Here is a 23,713-nt window from a genome sequence, read left to right on the forward strand (position 1 = left end):
AAGGTTTTCCGCTCTAAAATGAAAAGCAAAACGGCAGAGATTACACTCGGTACGCTGGTTGTAAAGTGAACGCGCTTGTATCACATCAACCCAAAACCATATAACCCACTGATTTACAAAGAAAAAATATAAAAATAAACATGATAAAAAATAAGGGTGCGAACAGAAAATTTCTATCCGCACCCTTACTTTAATTGGAGTATAATTTATTTTTAATGGAAAAAATGTCTCATTCCTGTAAACAGCATCGGGATATGGTGCTCGTTCGCCGCTTGGATGCTTTCTTCATCTCTCATACTGCCTCCAGGCTGGATAATAGCGCGGATTCCCGCTTCTGCACAAGTGTCCACCACATCTCGGAAAGGAAAAAAAGCATCTGATGCCAACACCAAATCGCCGCTAAATTTCGCTTGGGCTCTTTCTATAGCTTGCTGCGTTGCCCAAATCCGATTGACCTGACCGCCGCCAATACCCAGCGCCTGAGTCCCATTGCTCACCACAATAGCATTGGATTTCACATACTTAACCACCCGCTGTGCAAAGAGCAAAGCTTCGCGCTGTGCCTCGGTAGGCTGCGTCTCGGTTACCACTCTGATGTCTTCAGAGAATTGATTATCTGCATTTTGCACCAACATACCGCCATCTATCTTCACCCAAACTTGCTGGTCTGCCACGGGGTTTTTAATTTTGATAATCCTCAAATTTTTCTTTTGTCCAAGCACTGCCAACGCTTCTTCATCAAAATCTGGCGCCATTACTATTTCTAAGAAAGTTTTGTTGAGCTCTTCCGCAGTGGCTCGGTCTACTTTATAATTAACCGCCACGATGCCTCCAAAAATGGAAATCGGGTCGCAGGCAAAGGCGTTTTGGTAAGTTTCCAAAGGCGTTTTCCCTATCGCTACGCCACAAGGTGTGGAATGTTTAACGGCACAGCACGCCAATTCGTTTTTAAACTCCTTGACCACTTTCCAGCATAAATCCATATCCCGTAGGTTATTGAAGGATAACTCTTTACCTCCCAATTGCTCAAAATCTTTCATTGCGCCATTTTCTACGGTAGACACATAATACGCCGCCGACTGGTGCGGATTTTCGCCATACCTTAAATCTGCCACCTTCTGATAAGAGGCATTGAGGTATTTCGGATATTCTTCATCTAACAGCAACTGAGCAATCGCCGCATCATAAGCGGAAGTGAGGTTGAACACTTTTCCTGCCAGAGTTTTTCTGGTTGCCTCTTGGGTATCGCCATATTGTGCTATTTCAGCCTGTACTTTGGCGTAATCGGTAACATCGGTAATCACAGTAACGGCGCTAAAGTTCTTAGCGGCAGAGCGCAACATAGAAGGCCCGCCAATGTCTATAAACTCCACTTTTTCTGCCAAAGATAGTTCCGCTTTAGCATTCTCAAAAAACGGATACAGATTAACCACCACCATATCGATAAGGTCTATCTGGTGGGCTTTTACGGTCTCCATATGCTCCTCATTGGTGCGCACCGCCAACAATCCCCCGTGAACTTTGGGGTGCAAGGTTTTAACCCTGCCGTCTAACATTTCTGGAAATGCCGTTACTTCATCAATGGAAATGGGCGATAAGCCCGCTTCTTTTAAATGTTTGAAAGTGCCGCCAGTGGAAATCAGTTGGTAGTTCTGAGCCTCCAAAAAGGTGGCAAATTCGGTGAGTCCTGTTTTGTCCGATACAGAAATAAGTGCTCTTTTCATTGTTTATTTTTTATATAGAATTTAAAATTGTTAATGTTTTCTCATCTTGTTGATGATTAAAAAAGGTGGCTAAAACTTCTGAAAATACGGTTTCTACCTCTCCAGAAATGGTATGAAAAAGTGTAGCGGAAGATTTTAGTTTAACCGCATCACCGCCTAAAATTTGGTGGATTGGCGTGCCTCTATGAGTGAGTAACGCTTGAAAAATTTCCTTTAACCGCGTACCTAATATAGGATGCTGGAGGTAATCTTGGGCTTCTGTCTTATCGGCAATGGCGTAATATATCGAGGTTTCGCTATAGCCTAAACCTTTGATTTGCGGGAAGATATACCACATCCAGTGGCTCATTTTTTTACCATTCTGAATTTCGGCTAAGGCGATAGGGTACGCTTTTTTTTGTGCTTCTATAAAACGATCCAGCCTGCGATTTTCCATCATTTTTTATTTCTGAGTTCCGTTTAAAACTTGGTTGATGGCTTGTGGCAAAATTTGATATTCCACCTGATGGACTTTATGAGCCAAAGTTTCTGGCGTATCCTCAGTGGTGATTTTTACTTTCTGTTGGAGGATGATTTCGCCTTCATCAATGCCTGCTGTGACATAATGAACCGTTGCACCGCTTTCGGTCTCGCCTGCGGCTAACGCGGCTTCGTGAACATGGTGCCCCCACATACCTTTGCCTCCAAATTTAGGCAGCAAAGAAGGATGAATATTGATGATTTTTCCCGCATATTGCTGTGCCAAATCCGCACTGATAATAGAGAGAAAGCCCGCCAAAACGATTAAATCCACATCTGGTGGCAACACCGCTGCCAACCGTTGCGAAAACGCCTTTCCTCTTGGAACCCTTTGTTGCGCTATACCGTGATTTTGCGCTCTGGTAAGTCCATAGCAATCTCGATCCGCAATGACCATTTCTATCTGGGCATTTTGGATTTCATTGGCTGCCAGACTTTCTATAATTCGCTCTAAATTACTCCCTGAACCCGATACAAGAACCACTATTTTTTTCATAATCTCAAAGATGGTAAAGCCTTTATTTTTAATATTTTTTGAATATCAAAAGGCTATTGATGATGGTTTAAACGAGTTTTATTTTTTCTGAATCTTCTGTCACCGTACCGATTTCATACGCTTCTGGGAGGAGGTCCAAAGTTTGTGCCACTTGGCTTTCATCAACAATCACTACCATACCTACGCCCATATTAAAGGTGCCAAACATCTCATCACGGCTTATGTTGCCTCGTTTCTCGCATTCCAGCATAATGCTTGGGATTTTAATTTGAGCCGCATCAATCTGCGCACATAGTCCATCTGGAATAATCCGTGGCACATTCTCTATCAAGCCGCCGCCTGTAATATGGGCAATGCCTGAAATCTCCACTTCTTTTTTCAATTTAAAAATATCTCGGTAATAGAGTTGAGTTGGGATGAGCAAAGTTTCGTAAAGCGGGCGACCTTCAAACTCGGCATTAAAATCTGGGAATATTTTTCTGACCAAAGAAAAGCCATTGGAGTGGAAGCCTGAACTTGGCAACGCAATGATTTTATCACCTTTTTTAATCTTGGAACCATCGATAATTTCATCTTTTTCCACGATGCCCACACAAAAGCCAGCCACATCATAATCACCTGGTTGGTACATCCCTGGCATCTCTGCCGTTTCGCCGCCAATCAAAGCGCATTCGTTGTCTTTACAAGCCTCGGTGATGCCTAAAACAATGGTGGCAGCCACATCAGAATCCAACTTTCCGCACGCCAAATAGTCTAAGAAGAAAAGCGGCTTAGCCCCGTGGCAAAGGATATCATTGGCACACATCGCAAAGCAATCAATCCCGATGGTATCAAACTTCTGAGTGTCAATTGCGATTTTTAATTTGGTGCCCACACCATCGGTCCCTGAAACCAAAACAGGATTTTTGTAGCCCGCTATTTGATAAAAAGCCCCAAAACTACCAATGCCATTGAGTACATTCTCGTTATGGGTCTCGCTAACGGCTTTTTTAATCTTATCGACGGTTTTGTAGCCTTCTTCTTTATCTACGCCTGCAGATTTATAAGTATTATTCATTAGGATTTATTAGGATGTTTATTGCCACAAATATAATATATTTTTTTAAGAAATTCAATGGCACTCTATCCACCTCAAATAAAGGGTTTTGAGGCATTTTTAAATATTCTATCCTCACCGATTTAATCCTTTAAATCCTATTGGTATGGCTTTATTTAAGGTTGAGTCTTTTCTCTAAAACCTCGCACGCACACTCTGGAAGGTTGGTCCCTGGTCCAAAAATATGGTCTGCGCCATTGGCATACAGAAAGTCATAATCCTGCTGAGGAATCACGCCGCCCACCACGATGGTAATGTCTTCTGCACCCATTTTTTTGAGCTCTTCCACCACCTGCGGCACCAAGGTTTTGTGCCCTGCTGCCAAAGAGGAAATGCCTAAAATATGGACATCATTTTCCACCGCCTGCTTAGCCACCTCTTCTGGCGTTTGGAATAGCGGCGCCACATCTACATCAAAGCCCATATCTGCAAATGCTGTTGCCACCACCTTAGCGCCACGGTCGTGTCCATCTTGTCCCATCTTTGCCACCATCATTCTTGGGCGGCGCCCTTCTTCATCTTCAAACTGCTGGGCTAAAGCCACGGCTTTGTCAAAATATTGATTTTTTGTTGCATTCATCGCATAAACGCCTTGTATGGTTTTAATATTCGCTTTATATCTTCCGAACGAGGTTTCCATAGCATCACTCATCTCGCCCAAAGTCACGCGCCGCCGTGCCGCCTCTATACAAAGCGCCAATAAATTGCCTTCTCCAGAGGCTGCACACGCCTTTATTTCCTCTAAAATAGCCGCTACCGCTTCAGGATTTCTCTCCGCTTTGAGTTGGTTAAGCCGCTCTATTTGTTTCCGCCGAACCTCGGTATTATCAATATCTAAAATTTCAAAATCTGGTTGTTTGAGTTGAGATTTAAAGGCATTAACGCCGATAATAAACTCCTCGCCACTGTCTATTTTGGCTTGTTTGATGGCTGCCGCTTCCTCAATTCTCATTTTGGGAATGCCTGCCTCTATGGCTTTGGTCATACCGCCTTCGGCTTCTACTTCATCGATGAATTTCATCGCTTCGGTAATCATTTGCTGGGTAAGCGCTTCCACCAAATAACTGCCGCCCATAGGATCCACCACATCGCAAATACCGCTTTCTTGTTGGAGGATAATTTGGGTATTTCGGGCAATTTTCGCCGAATAATCGGTGGGGAGTGCAATGGCTTCGTCCAAGGCATTGGTGTGCAAAGATTGGGTGCCGCCTAATGCCGAAGCCAAGGCTTCAATGGCAGTTCTCGTGATATTATTGAACGGCTCTTGCTCGGTTAAAGACCAGCCCGAAGTCTGCGAGTGGGTGCGCAATGCCAAGGATTTAGGATTTTTAGGATGGAAAGGCGCCAACAGCTGTGCCCAAATATAACGGGCAGCTCTCATTTTGGCAATTTCCATAAAATGATTCATCCCTATCGCCCAAAAAAAGGACAAACGCGGTGCAAAATCATCAATGTTCATCCCTGCCTTTATGCCTGTTCGCACATATTCTAAGCCATCTGCCAAAGTGTAAGCCATCTCCAAAACTGGAGTAGCCCCAGCCTCCTGCATATGATACCCAGAAATAGAGATTGAATTAAATTTAGGGATATTTTTTGATGTATATTCAAAAATATCTGCAATAATTTTCATTGATGGCGTAGGTGGATAGATATAAGTATTCCTCACCATAAATTCTTTGAGAATGTCATTTTGTATGGTACCAGAAAGCTGATGCTGCGCCACGCCTTGTTCCTCCGCCGCCACAATATAAAAAGCCAAAATAGGCAACACCGCACCGTTCATCGTCATAGAAACCGAGATTTGCTCCAAAGGAATATCTTGAAACAAAATTTTCATATCTTCCACAGAATCAATGGCTACTCCTGCTTTACCGACATCGCCCACCACACGAGGGTGGTCAGAATCATAGCCTCGGTGGGTCGCCAAATCAAACGCTATGGAAAGTCCTTTTTGCCCTGCTGCCAAATTTCGGCGGTAAAAAGCATTGGATTCCTCAGCGGTAGAAAATCCCGCATACTGCCGAATAGTCCACGGTTTTTGAACATACATAGTGGTATAAGGCCCACGCAAATAAGGCGCAATCCCCGCAGAATAACCTTGGGCTATAATCGGTTGGGCTTCGGTTTTGGTATATCTTGTCTTAAGCTCCAGCCCATCTTTTTGAAATGTATAATTGGGTTCAGAAAGTTCAAAAGACAATTGAGAAAAATCGGGCGATACATCAAGAATGGGGAAACGCATAGTTTATATTTTTAACGGTATTTTTTATAAATTGGCAATATCGTATTGCTTTAATTGTAATATCAATTGATTAAGTTCTGGATAATTTTGTATTTCACTCCAAGTTTTGGAAAATTGATAGAGGTTGTCTATGCCTTTCGGTAAACTCTCTAAAAAATGAGGTTTCCGCTGAATGAGCCCTCTAAAACCATAAGCACCCAAAACTTGTAAAAAACGAATCAATTGTAAGTAAGGCAGGCTTTCCTTCAACTGTGCAACTTGTTTTTCATCTTCAAACAAAGCGTAATAATAATCAAGCATTTCATTCTTAAAATCAGTTGAAAAGTTGGCTTTGGCTTGGTATAAAAATGAAATGACATCGTACATCAAAGGGCCTTGCATTGCCGCTTGGTAGTCTATAAAAAACACTTGGTTTTCATCATTGACCATAATATTTCTGGCTTGAAAATCACGAATCATCAATCCCTTAGGCTGCAAACTTTCAATTTTCTCTGTAAGCGTTTTAAACTCTTTGAGCAATTTATATTTATGATAATGCAACTCTAAAACATCAGCTACAAAATTTTTAAAATAATAAAAATCATTCGTAATCGGAAATTCATTATAGGCTTCGTATTCAAAAGTTTTAGAATAATCTATTTTACCTTTCGTTTTTGTTTGAAGTTGATAAAGTTGATACAAAGTTTGCTTAACCAAGGCTTTCACTCGGGAAGATTCACCTTCTTCTGCGATAATTTCAGATAGGGTTTGTTGTCCTAAATAGGTTTGGATATAAGACAAGTCATCATCTGAAATTGCAATAATTTCAGGGGTATTGAGATTTAAATTTGAAAAAATCTGAGAGAAATAAATAAAAGCTTCGTTCTCTAACCTGTTTTGGTTGGAGGTTACAATATACTTTTCGCCACTCTCACTCGTGGCTACAAAATTAACCCGTGAAGAGCCACTGGCGGGGAGTTTTAACCAGTTTTGAACCTTAGATTTAAAATGACTTTCAAAAAAATGTTGGGCAGTTTCTTCTCTCATAGCACAAATATAATGAAATAAAAGAAAACGAAGCCTTTTTTAAATGATGATTTCTCCTCTGTCTCTCATCATCTTATGATGCTCTATTCAGTGTTTCCGCGCGTAACACACACAAATATAAACAAAAAAGCCGTGTACTGGTATGTACACGGCTTTTAACAAAAATAAAAACTGGCGGCGACCTACTCTCCCACTTTCGTAGTACCATCGGCGCTGGTGGGCTTAACTTCTGTGTTCGGAATGGGAACAGGTGAGCCCCACCGCTAAAACCACCCTAAAGTTGGTTCCTATTTGCTCCTATGAAGCAAATGGTAGTTTTATATTTTTATGCTATCTTGATTCAAGTAGCATAAATTATCGGTAATTAACATCACAAAGGCAAAACCTTGATTGCACTTATAAGGCTTGGTTTTATTAACCTATTAGGCTATAAATCTACGGGTAATTAGTACTACTCGGCTATGCTGTTACCAGCTTTACACCTATAGCCTATCAACGTGGTCATCTCCCACGACCCTTAAAAGATGTCTCATCTTGAGGCAGGTTTCGCACTTATATGCCTTCAGTGCTTATCCTTACCAAACATAGCTACTCTGCGGTGCGCCTGGCGGCACAACAGATACACCAGAGGTTTGTTCAATTCGGTCCTCTCGTACTAGAATCAAGCCCTCTCAAACATCTAACGCCCGCAATAGATAGAGACCGAACTGTCTCACGACGTTCTGAACCCAGCTCGCGTGCCACTTTAATGGGCGAACAGCCCAACCCTTGGGACCTTCTCCAGCCCCAGGATGTGACGAGCCGACATCGAGGTGCCGAACCTCCCCGTCGATGTGAGCTCTTGGGGGAGACTAGCCTGTTATCCCCGGAGTACCTTTTATCCTATGAGCGATGGCCCTTCCATACGGAACCACCGGATCACTATGTCCTGCTTTCGCACCTGATCGACTTGTAGGTCTCACAGTCAAGCACCCTTATGCCATTACACTCTACGCACGGTTACCAAGCGTGCTGAGGGTACCTTTGAAAGCCTCCGTTACTCTTTTGGAGGCGACCACCCCAGTCAAACTACCCACCACGCAATGTCCTCGTTTCCGAGTTAGGCTCTAAGTAAACAAAGGGTGGTATTTCAACAACGGCTCCACCAACACTAGCGTGCCAGATTCATAGCCTCCCACCTATCCTACACATTGTTTACTCAAAGTCAATACGAAGTTATAGTAAAGGTTCACAGGGTCTTTTCGTCCCATTGCGGGTAATCGGCATCTTCACCGATACTACAATTTCACCGAGCTCGTGGCTGAGACAGTGCCCAGATCGTTACACCATTCGTGCAGGTCGGAACTTACCCGACAAGGAATTTCGCTACCTTAGGACCGTTATAGTTACGGCCGCCGTTTACTGGGGCTTCAGTTAATGCCTTCGCTTACGCTAAGCACCTTCCTTAACCTTCCAGCACCGGGCAGGTGTCAGACCCTATACAGCATCTTTCGATTTAGCAGAGTCCTGTGTTTTTGATAAACAGTCGCCTGGGCCTCTTCACTGCGGCCTCCCCGGAGGGAGGCGTCTCTTCTTCCGAAGTTACGAGACTATTTTGCCTAGTTCCTTAGCCACGACTCACTCGAGCACCTTAGGATTCTCTCCTCGACTACCTGTGTCGGTTTTGGTACGGGTTGCTTCACTTCGGCTTTTCTTGGAAGCGCTTTCCCTACAACAACTTCGCCCGTAGGCTAGGTCTCAACTATTCCGTCAGTCTTCAGTAAGTACGGCGCTCCGTCCCCTTTTTAGTGTGAGCAAGTATGGGAATATTAACCCATTGTCCATCCACTTCCCCTTTCGGGTGCGCGTTAGGTCCCGACTAACCCTCAGCTGATTAGCATGGCTGAGGAAACCTTAGTCTTTCGGTGAGGGGTTTCTCGCCCCTTTATCGTTACTTATGCCTACATTTTCTTTTCTATAAGCTCCACAATACCTCGCGATACTGCTTCTGCGCCGATAGAATGCTCTCCTACCGATGTATTAATACATCCCATAGCTTCGGTACTATACTTATGCCCGATTATTATCCATGCCGAACCGCTCGACTAGTGAGCTGTTACGCACTCTTTAAATGAATGGCTGCTTCCAAGCCAACATCCTAGCTGTCAATGCAGTTCAACCGCGTTCTTTCAACTTAGTATAGATTTAGGGACCTTAGCTGGTGGTCCGGGTTCTTTCCCTCTCGGACATGGACCTTAGCACCCATGCCCTCACTGCCGACGAACATTTATTAGCATTCGGAGTTTGTCAGGAATTGGTAGGCGGTGAAACCCCCGCATCCAATCAGTAGCTCTACCTCTAATAAACTTAACATCGACGCTGCACCTAAATGCATTTCGGAGAGTACGAGCTATCTCCCAGTTTGATTGGCCTTTCACCCCTACCCACAGGTCATCCGAAGACTTTTCAACGTCAACCGGTTCGGTCCTCCACTTTGTGTTACCAAAGCTTCAACCTGCCCATGGGTAGATCACAAGGTTTCGCGTCTAATCCTACTAACTATTCGCCCTATTCAGACTCGCTTTCGCTCCGGCTCCGGACCTGAAGTCCTTAACCTCGCTAGTAAAATTAACTCGTAGGCTCATTATGCAAAAGGCACGCCGTCACAACTATAACGCTGCTCCGACCGCTTGTAGGCGTACGGTTTCAGGTTCTCTTTCACCCTTCTATTCGAAGTGCTTTTCACCTTTCCTTCACAGTACTTGTTCACTATCGGTCTTTCAGGAGTATTTAGCCTTGGAGGATGGTCCCCCCATATTCAGACAGGATTTCACGTGTCCCGCCCTACTCTTGTATCATCTAAATATGCCTTTCATATACAGGGCTTTCACCTTCTATGGCTGTTCTTTCCAAAACATTCTATTAAACATATATAAACTTTTGGGCTAATCCGCTTTCGCTCGCCACTACTTACGGAATCTCTTCGATTTCTTTTCCTCCGGGTACTTAGATGTTTCAGTTCTCCGGGTTTGCTCCTCTTGCGAGGTGACAGGCCTTCAACCTGCCGGGTTGCCCCATTCGGATATCTACGGATCAATTCGTGTGTGCCAATCCCCGTAGCTTTTCGCAGCTTACCACGTCCTTCGTCGCCTCTGAAAGCCTAGGCATCCGCCATACGCCCTTAACGATTTCTTTCCTAATTTATTGGTTACTCAAGCACTTATAAGTGCTCGGTTTTCTCTTTGTGATGTCTTTTTACCGTTAATGTCAATGTTCTTTAGTCTTGATTAGTCTCTATTGCTTTCCTTTAAACGAAATGGCTCTCATTTCTTTACTATAAAGTCTTCCAATAGTCTAATCTATTGTGGAGAATAAGGGAGTCGAACCCTTGACCTCCTGCGTGCAAGGCAGGCGCTCTAGCCAGCTGAGCTAATTCCCCCTCTCTTTCAATTAGTAGTCTCGGGCAGGCTCGAACTGCCGACCTCTACATTATCAGTGTAGCGCTCTAACCAGCTGAGCTACGAGACTCTGTAATCTCTTCCCTTTATACTAATCTTTAGGGGTTATATTTTTAATATTACAACCAACCAGTAAAAAACCAAAGCTTACTTTAAGTAAGTACTCTTGTTTTTGTTTATACTCCAAATGAGTCTCTAAAATGAGATGTTCCAGCCGCACCTTCCGGTACGGCTACCTTGTTACGACTTAGCCCTAGTTACTAGTTTTACCCTAGGCAGCTCCTTTTACGGTCACCGACTTCAGGTACCCCCAGCTTCCATGGCTTGACGGGCGGTGTGTACAAGGCCCGGGAACGTATTCACCGCGCCATGGCTGATGCGCGATTACTAGCGATTCCAGCTTCATAGAGTCGAGTTGCAGACTCCAATCCGAACTGAGACCGGCTTTCGAGATTCGCATCACTTCGCAGTGTAGCTGCCCTCTGTACCGGCCATTGTATCACGTGTGTGGCCCAAGGCGTAAGGGCCGTGATGATTTGACGTCATCCCCACCTTCCTCTCTACTTGCGTAGGCAGTCTCACTAGAGTCCCCAACTGAATGATGGCAACTAGTGACAGGGGTTGCGCTCGTTGCAGGACTTAACCTAACACCTCACGGCACGAGCTGACGACAACCATGCAGCACCTTGAAAATTGTCCGAAGAAGGATCTATTTCTAAATCTGTCAATTCCCATTTAAGCCTTGGTAAGGTTCCTCGCGTATCATCGAATTAAACCACATGATCCACCGCTTGTGCGGGCCCCCGTCAATTCCTTTGAGTTTCAACCTTGCGGTCGTACTCCCCAGGCGGCTAACTTATCACTTTCGCTTGGTCTCTGAACTATAATAGCCCAAAAACGAGTTAGCATCGTTTACGGCGTGGACTACCAGGGTATCTAATCCTGTTCGCTCCCCACGCTTTCGTCCCTCAGCGTCAGTTATAACTTGGTAACCTGCCTTCGCAATTGGTGTTCTGAGTAATATCTATGCATTTCACCGCTACACTACTCATTCCAGCTACCTCAACTATACTCAAGACTCGCAGTATCAATGGCAGTTCTACAGTTAAGCTGCAGGCTTTCACCACTGACTTACGAGCCCGCCTACGGACCCTTTAAACCCAATAAATCCGGATAACGCTTGCACCCTCCGTATTACCGCGGCTGCTGGCACGGAGTTAGCCGGTGCTTATTCGTATAGTACCTTCAGCTACCCTCACGAGGGTAGGTTTATCCCTATACAAAAGAAGTTTACAAACCATAGGTCCGTCGTCCTTCACGCGGGATGGCTGGATCAGGCTCTCACCCATTGTCCAATATTCCTCACTGCTGCCTCCCGTAGGAGTCTGGTCCGTGTCTCAGTACCAGTGTGGGGGATCACCCTCTCAGGCCCCTAAAGATCATTGACTTGGTGAGCCGTTACCTCACCAACTATCTAATCTTGCGCGTGCCCATCTTTATCCACCGGAGTTTTCAATATTAAATGATGCCATTCAATATATTATGGAGTATTAATCTTCCTTTCGGAAGGCTATCCTCCAGATAAAGGCAGGTTGCACACGTGTTACGCACCCGTACGCCGCTCTCAAGAGTAGCAAGCTACTCTCTACCGCTCGGCTTGCATGTGTTAGGCCTCCCGCTAGCGTTCATCCTGAGCCAGGATCAAACTCTCCATTGTATGTTTTTCCCGTCTCACTCAAAGTTTTTGTTACGCTTTGGTTTTTATCCTTACTTGGTTGTTATATCTTAATTCAATGTTCTCTATTCTTCTCTCGCTCACCTTCCTAAGCCCCTCTCAGAAACTTCGTCCGATTTGCGAGTGCAAAAGTAAAACTTATTTTTGAAATGACAAAATATTTTTTAATATTTTTTTCAGTAATCTTTTAAGCTTCTCTTGCGCTCCGTTTTTGAATTCGGACTGCAAAGATACAACTTATTTTTTAACTACCAAATTTTTTGTAAAAAATTTTTATCTTACCTTTCGTTCTCTTTCGCCGCTCACCATCTCTGATTTGCGAGTGCAAAAGTAAAACTTATTTCTGATATGACAAAATATTTTTTAATCTTTTTTTAAAAAATATTTCCTTAAATTCAATACCGCTCTACTCTCTCGTAATGAGGGTGCAAAAATACCCCTTACTCCTCAATCCTCCAAATCTTTTTACACCTTTTTTTACCCTATTATTACTAACACCCTGTTAATCAATGCTAAAAATTTTATACTCCCCCTGAAATATAAAATACGGGATTGTCTGATGTACTATATATACTATAAGTATACACATATATATAGTATATGTGTGGTTTTTTATTCTCTTTAATATATGGACAAAATTAAGTGACATCAATTTTATACTATTATATAATAGGTACGAGCCAAACACCATACTATTATATATAGTATCGCAAATCAACTTTACTTAAAATTTAGCCTGTGGTATTTTTTTTGTTCCTTCAAGAATATTAAAGAAAAACAGGGAATTATTTTTTCAACTTATATATTATATAGTAAGCTAAGCCACCACCCAAGGTATCGGCTAATAAATCTAACGCATCTAAGGTTCTACCGAACGCCAATTCATCTTGTAGAATTTCGGTTAGTAGCCCATAGATTAGAATAATCATAATGTAGCGGGAAAATTTTTGGCTCGGATATGCCAGCCTAAGCAAAGCACCCAATAAAAAGAATGTAAGAAAATGGGCTATTTTATCTATCTCCGAAAAGATAAACCAATGGTCTAAGATCTCCCCAGAAGTTGGTCTGAGGAGTATATAAGTAAGAAATGCCCAATAAATGGGCAATATCTTACGAAATAATTTTGGCGAATTAACCAATAACATTTAAATAATCTTCTGCAGAAAGGAGTTCTGACACATCTGCGCCATCGGCTAATTCTATTTTAATAATCCAACCTTTTCCATAAGGGTCAGAATTAACTAACTCTGGCTCATCTTCTAAAACTTGGTTGAACTCTACCACTTTTCCTGAAAGCGGTAAATAAAGGTCTGATACTGTTTTTACAGCTTCTACACTACCGAAAACTTCGCCTGCCGAAAGGTCATCATCCACCGTATCTACATCTACGAAAACGATGTCTCCCAACTCGCTTTGTGCAAAATCGGTGATGCCCACTGTGGCAATATTCCCTTCTACTTTTACCCACTCGTGGTCTTTAGTGTACTTTAATTCTGTTGGTGTATTCATTTTTTAATTTAATTTTTTTCAAATTTAGCGCAATTCTGCAAATGCACAAAATTTTTTCTCATTTTTTAATAGAAAACCTCTCCCATTACTTCTCCCAATAGACTTTTGCTTTTTTAAGATGATGGGCATCGGTGCCTATCATAATCTCAAAATCACCTGATTCCCAATCGTAATTTAAGGTGCTGTTGTAAAATTTGAGTTGCTCTGGCGTGATGTTAAAACTCACTTCCTTGGTTTCTCCTTTTTTAAGAAATATTTTCTGAAAGCCTTTCAGCTCTTTCACAGGGCGCGTTACCGAGCCTACCCAGTCTCTAATATAAAGCTGTACCACCTCTGCCCCATCATAATTTCCTTTGTTGGTAAGCTGGATAGAGGCTTTCAAAGTCTGGTTGCCCTTCAAACGAGATGCCGATAAAATCACATCTGAATACTCAAAATCGGTATAGCTAAGCCCGTAACCAAACGGATAAAGCGGCGTGTTGCACTCATCCATATAATTGGCTCGGAAGCGTTCATACTCGCAGCGGTCGGTTTTTTCATCGCTCAAAGGTCTGCCCGTATTTTTGTGATTATAATAAATAGGTACCTGCCCCAAACTCCGTGGGAAAGTCATCGGAAGCTTACCCGAAGGATTGACTTTGCCAAAAAGCACATCATAAATAGCGTTGCCAGCCTCCGTTCCTGGGAACCACACATTCAAAATAGCCTCTGGAGCATCTTTGATGTTCGTTAAAGCCAGCGGTCGCCCTGTGAACAAAACCACCACTATCGGCTTGCCCGTGGTCTTCAAAGCGTTAAGCAAATCCACCTGCGAGGCGGGCACCGTAATCTCCGTACGAGAAGATGACTCGCCGCTCATCTCTGCCGACTCGCCGATGCCCAAGATGATAACATCCGACTGATTAGCGATCTCCACGGCTTCTTTCAATAAAGTTTCTTTGCTTCGGGCGTCTCTATCCGTTACTTTGCCGTGGGCAGCGTAGATGTTTTCCAACTTTTCGCTATCATCTAAATTAGCCCCTTTGGCGGTAAGAATGTGCGCCGAATTTCCTAAATTATTTTTCAAACCTTGTACTAAGGACACCGATTTTTCGTGTTTTGCCCCTACGCTCCAAGTTCCTGTCATATTGATGGCATTATTAACCAAAGGACCTATCACAGCAATTTTAGAAGCCGATTTTATCGGTAAAACTTGATTTTCATTTTTGAGCAACACCATCGATTGGGCTGAAATTTTTCGGGCTTCCGCTCTATTTTGAGGCGAAAATACTTCCTTTGCTGCCAACTTTGCATCGCCATAGCGGTACGGATTTTCAAACAACCCTAAATCATACTTGGCTTCCAAAATGCGTCTGGTTGCGTTATCCAAAGTTTGTTGAGAAATTTTGCCTTCCTCCAAAGATTTTTTTAAAGTTTTGATAAAGCCCTCGCCCACCATATCCATATCAATACCCGCATTGAGTGCCAGCGCCGATACTTGCTGCAAGTCGCCCATACCGTGGTCTATCATCTCATTGATACCCGTGTAATCACTCACCACGAAGCCTTTAAATTTCCACTGATGGCGTAAAACCTCGGTTTGCAGCCAGCGGTTGCCTGTTGCAGGGATGCCATCTACCTCGTTAAAGGAAGCCATCACCGAGCCCACGCCTGCATCTACAGCGGCTTTGTACGGCGGAAAATATTCGTTAAACATTCGGATATGACTCATATCCACCGTGTTATATTCCTTGCCTGCCTCTGGCGCACCATAGAGAGCAAAGTGTTTCACACACGCCAAAAGGGTCTGCGGCGAGGACAGCGAGGTGCCTTGATAACCGTACACCATTGCCTTTGCGATTTCACTTCCCAAATAAGGATCTTCGCCAGAACCTTCCGAAACCCTGCCCCAGCGTGGCTCTCGGGAAATATCTACCATTGGAGAAAAAGTCCAGTTGATGCCATCTGAAGAGGCTTCTCTGGCGGCAATTTGTGCCGATTTTTGAATCAATGCCATATCCCAACTTGCGGCTAAGCCCAGCGGAATGGGGAAAGTGGTTTCGTAGCCGTGAATAATATCCATCCCAAAAAGCAACGGAATGCCCAAGCGGCTCTTTTCAACCGCAATTTTTTGGGCGGCTTTAATTTTTTCTGCACCTTTAATATTGAACAAGCCTCCCACCAAACCTTGCTCTATTTTTTTAGCAATATCTGAACTTTGGGCTTGCCCTGTGGTAAAATCGCCAGAAGTAGGCAGGTTGAGTTGCCCTATTTTTTCTTCCACAGTCATTTTTGAAAGTAGGCGATCTATAAATGCGGCTCTTTTCTGTTCGTACTGGGCAGGGCTGTAATTTTGCACTGGTTGTGTTGCCCATTCTTGTGCGGAGAGCATCGGCATTGTTAATAATAAACTGGCGATAAGGCTTATTTTTTTCATTTTGAATTTCTGAATTTAGGTTTAAAATTAAGGTTTTCTTTGAGAAAGTATCCATTCGTAGAGGGTTGGCATACTATAAGTAGAGTCCCAAGCGTTGTGGTTGTCTTTTTCAAAAATGGTGTATTGCACTTTGGGATTACAATTTTTAAGTTTTTTGAACATCCGCGTGCTATCATCTAAGGGCACCACATCATCTAAAGCCCCATGGAATAGCCAAATAGGCGTGTCTCGGAAATGCTCGCAGGCGTTAAAAAAGGCAGGACGATGCATAGGCGCACAAACTGGGGCTATCGCAGCGAAAAGCTCAGGATGTTCATCGGCTAACTTCCAAGTGCCCCAACCGCCCATAGACAAACCAGTTAGATAAATTCTGTTTTGATCCACTGGATATTGGCTGATGATGGTTTTCAAAAGTTCATAAACCGCCTCGGTATCCCAATACTCGCCTTGCGGACACTGCGGCGCGAGGATTGCCACAGGCTCTTTCATCAAATGGCGGTAGGTAAAAGGGCTGTGGACTTTCACACGCTCTAAATCATCACCGCGCTCCCCTGCACCGTGTAGAAAAACGATGAGCGGAAAGGGCTTTGCTACCTCCTTAGGAATGTCCAGCACATAGTTAATGGCGATGTTCCTCTTGGCTGTGCCTTCGTATTTCAACTTTTTCTCTTGGGCAGAAGTCCAACCTCCGCACAGAAGGCTTATCGTAAAGTATAAAATCAGTTTTTTCATTTGTTATCGTTTTATGAGCGAGGTTTTATCCTTGTTTTTTAAGATTTTCCCCCTGCATTTAAAATCCGTATTGTGAGGAATGAAATTCTAAATTTTTTAATCCTTGCTGAATTTCTGGAGCTTTCATCATCAATTTCCAAAGCAATCCTGTGCGATAGTTCTCAATCATCGGGGCAATGGTACCTTGGTCAATTGCCAAATAGCGCGGCGTATACCAATTATAATGCAAAGAAGTGGCATCATACGGTCCTGCACTACCTATAAATTGTGGCGTTTGCGTATAGAGAAACCTCAAAAACGCCATTGACTCTTGGGGCGTGTATGGAAAACTACTCAATGCCGCTGTAGGACTGATGATGCCTTTGTCATTCTTTGGAAAATGTGCATCGTAGCCTGTGGAGCCGTTGGCATTCCGAGAATAACTCGCCGTTAGCCCCCAATAATAGCGGCTATAGCCTTTCCATTTTTTCGGATTTTCTAAGCAATATTGATAATCTATCTGAACTTGATTTCTATTCAAATCAAAATAATTGGCGATATAGCGGTCTGATAAGCCCCTTGGGTCTAAGCCGATATAAGAATAATGTGCCCAAAATAAAGGACCACCGTATTGCTCGGCGCCGTTGTGCTTCACATACAGCGGAAGTCCATATTGCGTTTGGGTGGTTAGGTAAGTGCCATTGCGAGTCCAGCCTTGATAATAAGTCTCTTTATCGATGGGATGTGTGGGCGAAGAAGCTGCCAAAATATAAGTCAGCAAGGCTTCATTATAACCTCTGAGTGGAAAATTCATTGCCCACTCGTGGTCTGGCGACCAATGCCAATACAGCACTTTTTCGCCATCTTTGGTATAAGCGTTCCACTGAATGCCTTTCCAAAGTTCATCACATTTTTGGGCTAACGCTTGCTCGGAAGCATTACCCTCTTTAAAATATTCCCTTACCATAATGAGACTGGCAGCCAGAAACGAAGTTTCCACTAAATCGCCGCCGTTATCTTTGGGCGAAAATGGCTTTACTTTGCCTGTTTCTCCGTTAATCCAATGGCTCCACGCCCCTTTGAAACGGTCTGCTTTGGAGAGAAAATCTGCCATTTTATGCAGACGCTCCACCGCCTCTTGCCTTGGCACAAAACCGCGCTCTACGCCTACCAATATCGTGGCAATCCCAAAGCCAGAACCGCCTGTGGTTACGATATTTTGGTCATTTTCTGGGTAGATATGATCCTCGTGATAGCGCTCTCTGGCGAGCATAGAATGAGGCTCCGCATAGTCCCAAAAGTATTTGAGCGTTTGGCGTTGTACCTCATCCATCAGGGCTTCATCAGATAGCGGCTGGGGCTTAGGCGTTTCCGCCTCCCTACTCTGCTGACTGCTGCACGCTGCCAACAAAAGCCAAGCCCCAAACACCAATATCTTCTTCATCGTTTAATCTTTATTATTATAAAGTTGAGCAATTTCCGCCGAAGACAATGCCTTAGTATAAAGTCGGAATTGGTCTAAACCGCCACCCCAAGGCTTCATCCAAGCATCTGACCCCGCAGGACCACCCAATCGGAATTGGGTTACTTTGGAAGCGTCCATATCTACGCCACCGTGCGTGCCCCATTTTTTAGGCGTGCCCATCTGTACGCCATCTTTGTAGAAAGTCAGCTCAGAAGTAGCGGCATCATACACCAATGCACAATGGTGCCATTTTTCATCAAAAAAACCATCGGCAGGGATAGCGTTTGCGCCTTCCCAAGTGAGCCAAGTATCTCTTTTATCTTTATCCACCAAAATCATCTTAACAGCGATGCCTCGGGCAGAAGATTCGTTCATCAGGAGCATTGTGCTTTTCGTCCAATGCTCAATGGAAGAGGGAATACTAAACACGAACTCAGCATTGGTGGTCGTTGGGGCGTGCTTCATCCAATAGCTCACGGTAAAACTTTGGGCTTTTTCCGCAAAATCATTGGGCGATATGTATTCTAAATACCCCTTGAGCGAGCCTTTGTAGGCTTTTTCCTTAATGCCCTCTTGGCTTTCTATGGATTTATCTGGTGTAAAAGCCGGATACCCTGACAGCTCTTCTGCAAACTGAAATCTTAAAATATCAGAAGATTTGTCAAAAGGGACAAAAAAGCGGAGGTCGCCATCTGGGAGGTTAATTTCGTCTTTCGGATAGTCTCCTAAATCTGGGCGGTCTAAATCTTGGCAAGACCATACCGTGCCCAAAATAGCCCATAGGCTCAGTGTTTTTATTATTGTTCTGTTCATCACTTTATCACTTAAAAAGGTTAATAATTTGGATTTTGTACAAGTACACCTTGGGATTTATCAATCGCCACCTGTGGAATAGGAAAATATTGATTTTTAGCCACATATCCGAGTGGTGCTAACACAGAAGAGGCATCGCCCCAGCGTACCAAATCGTAAAAACGCTCAAATTCCATCGCAAATTCTACACGGCGTTCGTTTTTGATGGCGGTTCTCAGATCGGTTTGACTCACGGCAGTCGTAGCGGCTAAGCCTGCACGGGTTCTGATAAGGTTAAGGTAAGTTGTCGCTTTACCCGTTTGCCCTAACTCATTGGCGGCTTCGGCAGCTATCAGAAGGACATCAGCATATCTGATGATTTTGATATTTTCCCAATGGTTTTTCTTCTGTGAATAGTGGTTTCTCTCCTCTGGAAGCGTGTAAGCCTTGCCGTTCCAATACTTCTGTGCCAACGGTGGCGATGCAGGCAAAGTGAGACCTGGGCTGTTATAAATATCTGGTCCGCCAGAGACTAATATGGTGGTTTGTTTTCGTAAATCTCCTGTTTCGTAGGCATCTACCAGACCTTGCGAAGGCACATTAAAGCCCCAACCTAAGTCCCAAGTGCCGCTACCTCTCACGCCTTGGCATTCATAAAAATTGTTGCTGTATTTGGTCGCGTTGTCATAATTTTTCTGAATTTCAAATATAGATTCCACCGAATTATTGCCCGCTTTGGTAAATTCTGCATCATACGATGGATTGAGGCGATAAATCCCTGAGGTAATCACACGCTCCGAAGTTTCTAACGCCTTTGTCCACTGCCCTTGATACAAATACAACTTCGCTAATAGCGCATTAACCATCCCTTTGGTGGCTCTCCCTGTATAGCTGGAATTCCATTGTAATGGTAGGTCTTCACGGGCTTCTATCAAATCTTTTTCAATCTGTGCATCTACCTCAGCAATGGTATTTTTTGGTGCGATTTCATCTTCTGGAACATCAATGGTTTTAAGGTTGATTGGCACTTCGCCGAAATCTCTTCGGAGTTCAAAATAACAAAATGCTCTAATCGCCTTGGCTTCCGCAATGTTTACCAAAGTCCCTGCCGAGGTTTCATTTTTCTCGTGGGCATCGTTGATGAGTTCGTTACAATCATAAATGATTTTATAGTGACCGTTCCAATCGCTGGCGATGGTACCGTTAGAGGCGACATAGCCAAAGTGGTCAAAAACGCCACCGTTGGTTGCAGCATCTGCTGGTGTGCTTCCTTTTTCGTTGTCGTCTGCACGGATGCAGTGCGTCCATACATAAGTGAAATCACTCACGCCGCCTTGGGTTCTCAAACTGGAATAAAGTCCGAAGGCGAGGGCTTCATAGCCGCCTACACTGACTTCATCGCCTACGGGTCTGCCTTCTGGTTTTAAATCTAACCAATCTTCGGAACAGCTATTGAATGCCAACGCTGCCACAGAGAGGGCACTGGTTAATATGATTTTGGATATACTTTTCATAATGTTTCTATTTTTTTTAGATGATTAAAAGGTTGCATTGATACCGAAGCTGGTAATTCTTGGGTTAGGATAACCGCTACTGTTCACACCAAACTGCGTGGCTGAGCCTCCGAATTCTGGGGTAAAGCCGTTCACATGATCCCAAGTTTTTAGGTTCTGAATGTTGACATACAGCTTAAGCCCTTGTAATTTAAATTGTGAAAGGAATTCTCTATCAAAATTATAGCCCACCTGCACATTTCTGATTCTGAAGAAACTGCCGTCTTCTATCATATAGGTAGAATTTTCACGATTGTAGGCATTTCCAGAATAGCTGCGAGGCTCCCAGTTAGAAGTGCCTGCGCCTGTCCATCTGCCCATTCTCTCCGCACGGTAGTTAAACGGTGCAAAGCTATTGCCATTGCCCCAACTTCTGAACACTTCGTTGCCATAAACACCGTAGAAATCGGCGTTGAGGAAAATCCCTTTGTACTCTGCACCCAAGCTAAAGCCGTAGGTAAAGTCTGGCGTTGGATTTCCAATCACGGTTCTATCGTCTGGAGTAATCAGCCCATCGCCATTAAGGTCTTTGTATTTTAAGTCCCCAGGTTGTGGTGTGCCAATGGTTGAAGTTGGCGAAAGTAAAATATCGGTTTTGGTCTGATAAACGCCATCCACCACATAGCCATAGAACGCACCCACAGGCAAGCCCTGTTGGTAGATAGAAACACCATTGATTTTATAATCGCCATTGCCATAAGTTTGTAGAACTTTGGTTTGCGTAGTGGTCAGGTTTCCTGAAAGATTGTAGGAGAAATTCTCCCCAATACGCCCTTTCCAGCTGGCTGAAAATTCAAAACCTTTGGCTTCAATAGAACCTGCATTCATAAAATAATCTGGGTTACCATCTACAAAATTGAGCAAATCCTGGGTTCTCTTATTATAATAAGTGGCATCAAAAGATAGTTTTCTATTGAAAAACATCGATTCAAATCCTACTTCGTATGATTTAAGATGTTCCCATTTTAGATCGGTGGCTTCTTCGTAAGACTTTACCAAAGCGGGATAAACGCTGTTGCCAAAAACCCCTGTGCCGCCTGCCACATACACTGGATAACCGAAATAGTTGTACGGCGTGAACTGGTTTCCTAAATCACCATAAGAGGCTTTGAGTTTTAAATAACTCAGTGTGGCATTATTTTTAAGGAAGTTTTCTTTGGTCAGCTCCCAAGCACCACCCACCGACCAGAACCAATCAAAGCGGTTGCCTGGTGCCAGCGCCGATGAGCCATCGCGTCTGATAGAAGCATTGAGCAAATATTTACCACCATAATTGTAAAGCAAACGCCCAAAGTAAGAGATTTGTCTTTTCTTGGTTTGGCTGGTGCTCACGGTTTTAGATTCTGGATCTACAAAATCCGAATTGAGGTACCAAAATCTTGGGTTGTTCGGCATTAACCCCAATGGATTGGAAAGGCTACTCTTGGCGCTTCCTGACATTCCTTGGTAAGATTGATCAATGGTTTCAAAACCTGCCATCACCGTAAAATCGTGCTGGTCAAATTTATTCTTATAAGTTAAGAGCTGATCTTGTTGGAAGAGTAGCGTGCGGTTTTCAAACTGGCTAACCACTGGCAATTGTCTTCCTGCAAATGGCGTGGTAGAGTCGGTTTCGGGCACATAAATATCAAAAATAGGCTGATAGCTTCGTCCTGTGCTGTTTCTGTAATTCACAAAATAGCTGGAGCGGAAGTTGAAGTGTTTCCAAAAATCAAACTCCACATATACATTGGGGTTGAACTGGAAATCTCGATTGAGCTGCGTATTTCTCTCGCCCTCTACCCATGCTAAAGGGTTGGCAATCTGTGCCGCTCCCAACTCCTGCGGCAGCGAGTTATAAAGTCCGTAATATTGCCCTGGAGTCAGGTTGATCGGGCTAACCACAGGCGTGGCATTAAGCGAAGAACCGAAACTTCTAATCTGCGGATTTTTAATGTAAGACCCCGTAAAGCCCACACCCATACGAAGGCGAGAACTAAGGCTCAAATCATCATTAAAACGCATCGTTAAGCGGGTGTAGTCTTCAAACTTAATGGAGCCTTCCTCTTGTTGATACCCCACCGAGAAGCTGACTTTGTTATTCTCCGTACCATTCGCCACCGAAACATTATGCTGGCTGATGAGCGCTCCTTTGTTTCTGATTTCGTCTATCCAATTGGTATCCGCATTAAAAATATTAAATAATGTATACGGCGCTAAACCTTGGTTGATGAGGTCTTCATTATACAAAGTTTTAAACTGTTCGGCGTTGGTCAAATCAGGTCTGTTGTCCAAGCTCTTCACCCCAATAGATGAGGCAAGCGAGACCGTAGTTCTGCCTTTTTTCCCTCTTTTAGTCGTGATGATGATGGCACCATTCGCTCCTCTACTCCCGAAAATCGCTAAGGAAGAAGGATCTTTGAGCACCTCCATAGACTCTATATCGGCAGGGTTTAAGAAATCAATATTGGTTGTGAACACGCCATCTACAATATAAACAGGATTAACACCATTGATGGTCACCGTCCCCCGAATCCTCACATCGGCTTGGGAACCTGGCGCTCCAGAATTGACCACCGAAAGTCCCGACACTTTCCCCTGCAAGGAGTTCAGCGGGTTAGAGGCAGGTTTATCCGCAATCTGCCGACCATCTACCTTGGTAATAGACCCCGTTAAATCTCTTTTCTTAGCCGTACCGTAACCAATTACAACGACTTCTTCTAATCTTTTTTCCTTTATAGCCGTATCGTTTTTCGGCGTGGACTGTGCCTGCGCAGAATATCCCAAATAGAGGGCTGCAATAAGGCAAGTTTTGGTTAAAACAGTATTTTTCATAAGCTACAATTTTTCATCTTAGTTAATTATAGGCTACTTCCGAAGCCTCTATTTGTTAAAAAATGTTAAAACAAAGTTATAAATATTTTTTAATCTGATGTATAAAAAATTATCGCTGATGCCTATTTTATCGCCTCTATATACAGAGTAACTTATCGGAAATAGGGCTTTTACTCTA

General features: G+C 43.7%; 14 protein-coding genes, 2 tRNA genes and 3 rRNA genes. All 19 read right to left on the reverse strand.

The genetic code is table 11. The annotated features are described in order from the left end of the window. Window positions 1–212: 212 nt before the first annotated feature. The 19 genes from purH to NYR17_RS08110 all read right to left on the reverse strand — a co-directional run bounded on the left by purH (window position 213) and on the right by NYR17_RS08110 (window position 23,535). Entirely contained in the window at window positions 213–1,724 is a 1,512-nt protein-coding gene (gene purH, locus NYR17_RS08020; RefSeq protein WP_302505200.1) for a bifunctional phosphoribosylaminoimidazolecarboxamide formyltransferase/IMP cyclohydrolase, read from the reverse strand. A gap of 10 nt (window positions 1,725–1,734) precedes the next feature. After that, on the reverse strand, window positions 1,735–2,163 hold the full coding sequence (locus NYR17_RS08025) for a DUF1810 domain-containing protein (RefSeq protein WP_302505201.1): 429 nt from the start codon (window positions 2,161–2,163) through the stop codon (window positions 1,735–1,737). Between the two features lie 3 nt (window positions 2,164–2,166). Next, on the reverse strand, window positions 2,167–2,739 hold the full coding sequence (gene purN, locus NYR17_RS08030) for a phosphoribosylglycinamide formyltransferase (protein WP_302505202.1): 573 nt from the start codon (window positions 2,737–2,739) through the stop codon (window positions 2,167–2,169). A gap of 67 nt (window positions 2,740–2,806) precedes the next feature. After that, window positions 2,807–3,796, reverse strand: coding sequence for a phosphoribosylformylglycinamidine cyclo-ligase (purM, locus tag NYR17_RS08035; RefSeq protein ID WP_302505203.1), 990 nt, complete (start codon window positions 3,794–3,796; stop codon window positions 2,807–2,809). 151 nt (window positions 3,797–3,947) lie between these two features. After that, window positions 3,948–6,077, reverse strand: coding sequence for a methylmalonyl-CoA mutase (scpA, locus tag NYR17_RS08040; RefSeq protein WP_302505204.1), 2,130 nt, complete (start codon window positions 6,075–6,077; stop codon window positions 3,948–3,950). Window positions 6,078–6,101: 24 nt separating this feature from the next. Then, window positions 6,102–7,103, reverse strand: a complete 1,002-nt coding sequence (locus NYR17_RS08045) for an aminoglycoside phosphotransferase family protein (RefSeq protein ID WP_302505205.1) — start codon at window positions 7,101–7,103, stop codon at window positions 6,102–6,104. 169 nt (window positions 7,104–7,272) lie between these two features. Next, window positions 7,273–7,380 (reverse strand): 5S ribosomal RNA (gene rrf / locus NYR17_RS08050). Between the two features lie 148 nt (window positions 7,381–7,528). Further along, window positions 7,529–10,277, reverse strand: a 23S ribosomal RNA gene (locus tag NYR17_RS08055). A gap of 170 nt (window positions 10,278–10,447) precedes the next feature. Next, window positions 10,448–10,521: transfer RNA gene (locus NYR17_RS08060), tRNA-Ala, on the reverse strand. A 15-nt stretch (window positions 10,522–10,536) separates the two neighbouring features. Further along, window positions 10,537–10,610, reverse strand: a tRNA-Ile gene (locus NYR17_RS08065). Between the two features lie 128 nt (window positions 10,611–10,738). Further along, window positions 10,739–12,257 (reverse strand): 16S ribosomal RNA (locus NYR17_RS08070). The 16S, 23S and 5S rRNA genes sit together here with 2 tRNA genes alongside, the layout of an rRNA operon. A gap of 803 nt (window positions 12,258–13,060) precedes the next feature. Continuing rightward, window positions 13,061–13,420 (reverse strand): VanZ family protein, encoded by a 360-nt coding sequence (locus tag NYR17_RS08075; protein ID WP_302505206.1) that lies wholly within the window; start codon window positions 13,418–13,420, stop codon window positions 13,061–13,063. Further along, window positions 13,407–13,784, reverse strand: a complete 378-nt coding sequence (gene gcvH, locus NYR17_RS08080; RefSeq protein ID WP_302505207.1) for a glycine cleavage system protein GcvH — start codon at window positions 13,782–13,784, stop codon at window positions 13,407–13,409. The genes NYR17_RS08075 and gcvH overlap by 14 nt, the downstream gene beginning before the upstream one ends. An 85-nt stretch (window positions 13,785–13,869) precedes the next feature. After that, window positions 13,870–16,200: a beta-glucosidase BglX gene (gene bglX / locus NYR17_RS08085; protein ID WP_302505208.1), complete on the reverse strand. Its 2,331-nt coding sequence runs from the start codon at window positions 16,198–16,200 to the stop codon at window positions 13,870–13,872. A 27-nt stretch (window positions 16,201–16,227) separates the two neighbouring features. Beyond that, entirely contained in the window at window positions 16,228–16,932 is a 705-nt protein-coding gene (locus NYR17_RS08090) for a prolyl oligopeptidase family serine peptidase (RefSeq protein WP_302505209.1), read from the reverse strand. Between the two features lie 58 nt (window positions 16,933–16,990). Further along, a complete protein-coding gene (locus tag NYR17_RS08095; RefSeq protein WP_302505210.1) occupies window positions 16,991–18,355 on the reverse strand; it encodes a glucoamylase family protein in 1,365 nt (454 codons plus the stop codon). Between the two features lie 3 nt (window positions 18,356–18,358). Further along, window positions 18,359–19,189: a LamG domain-containing protein gene (locus tag NYR17_RS08100; protein WP_302505211.1), complete on the reverse strand. Its 831-nt coding sequence runs from the start codon at window positions 19,187–19,189 to the stop codon at window positions 18,359–18,361. 20 nt (window positions 19,190–19,209) lie between these two features. Beyond that, window positions 19,210–20,682: a RagB/SusD family nutrient uptake outer membrane protein gene (locus NYR17_RS08105; RefSeq protein ID WP_302505212.1), complete on the reverse strand. Its 1,473-nt coding sequence runs from the start codon at window positions 20,680–20,682 to the stop codon at window positions 19,210–19,212. Between the two features lie 24 nt (window positions 20,683–20,706). Beyond that, window positions 20,707–23,535 carry a SusC/RagA family TonB-linked outer membrane protein gene (locus tag NYR17_RS08110; RefSeq protein WP_302505213.1) on the reverse strand — a complete coding sequence of 943 codons (2,829 nt, stop codon included), beginning with the start codon at window positions 23,533–23,535 and terminating at the stop codon, window positions 20,707–20,709. Window positions 23,536–23,713: the final 178 nt, after the last annotated feature.

It is taken from the genome of Riemerella columbina, from assembly GCF_030517065.1.
Taxonomy (GTDB): Bacteria; Bacteroidota; Bacteroidia; order Flavobacteriales; family Weeksellaceae; genus Riemerella; species Riemerella columbina_A.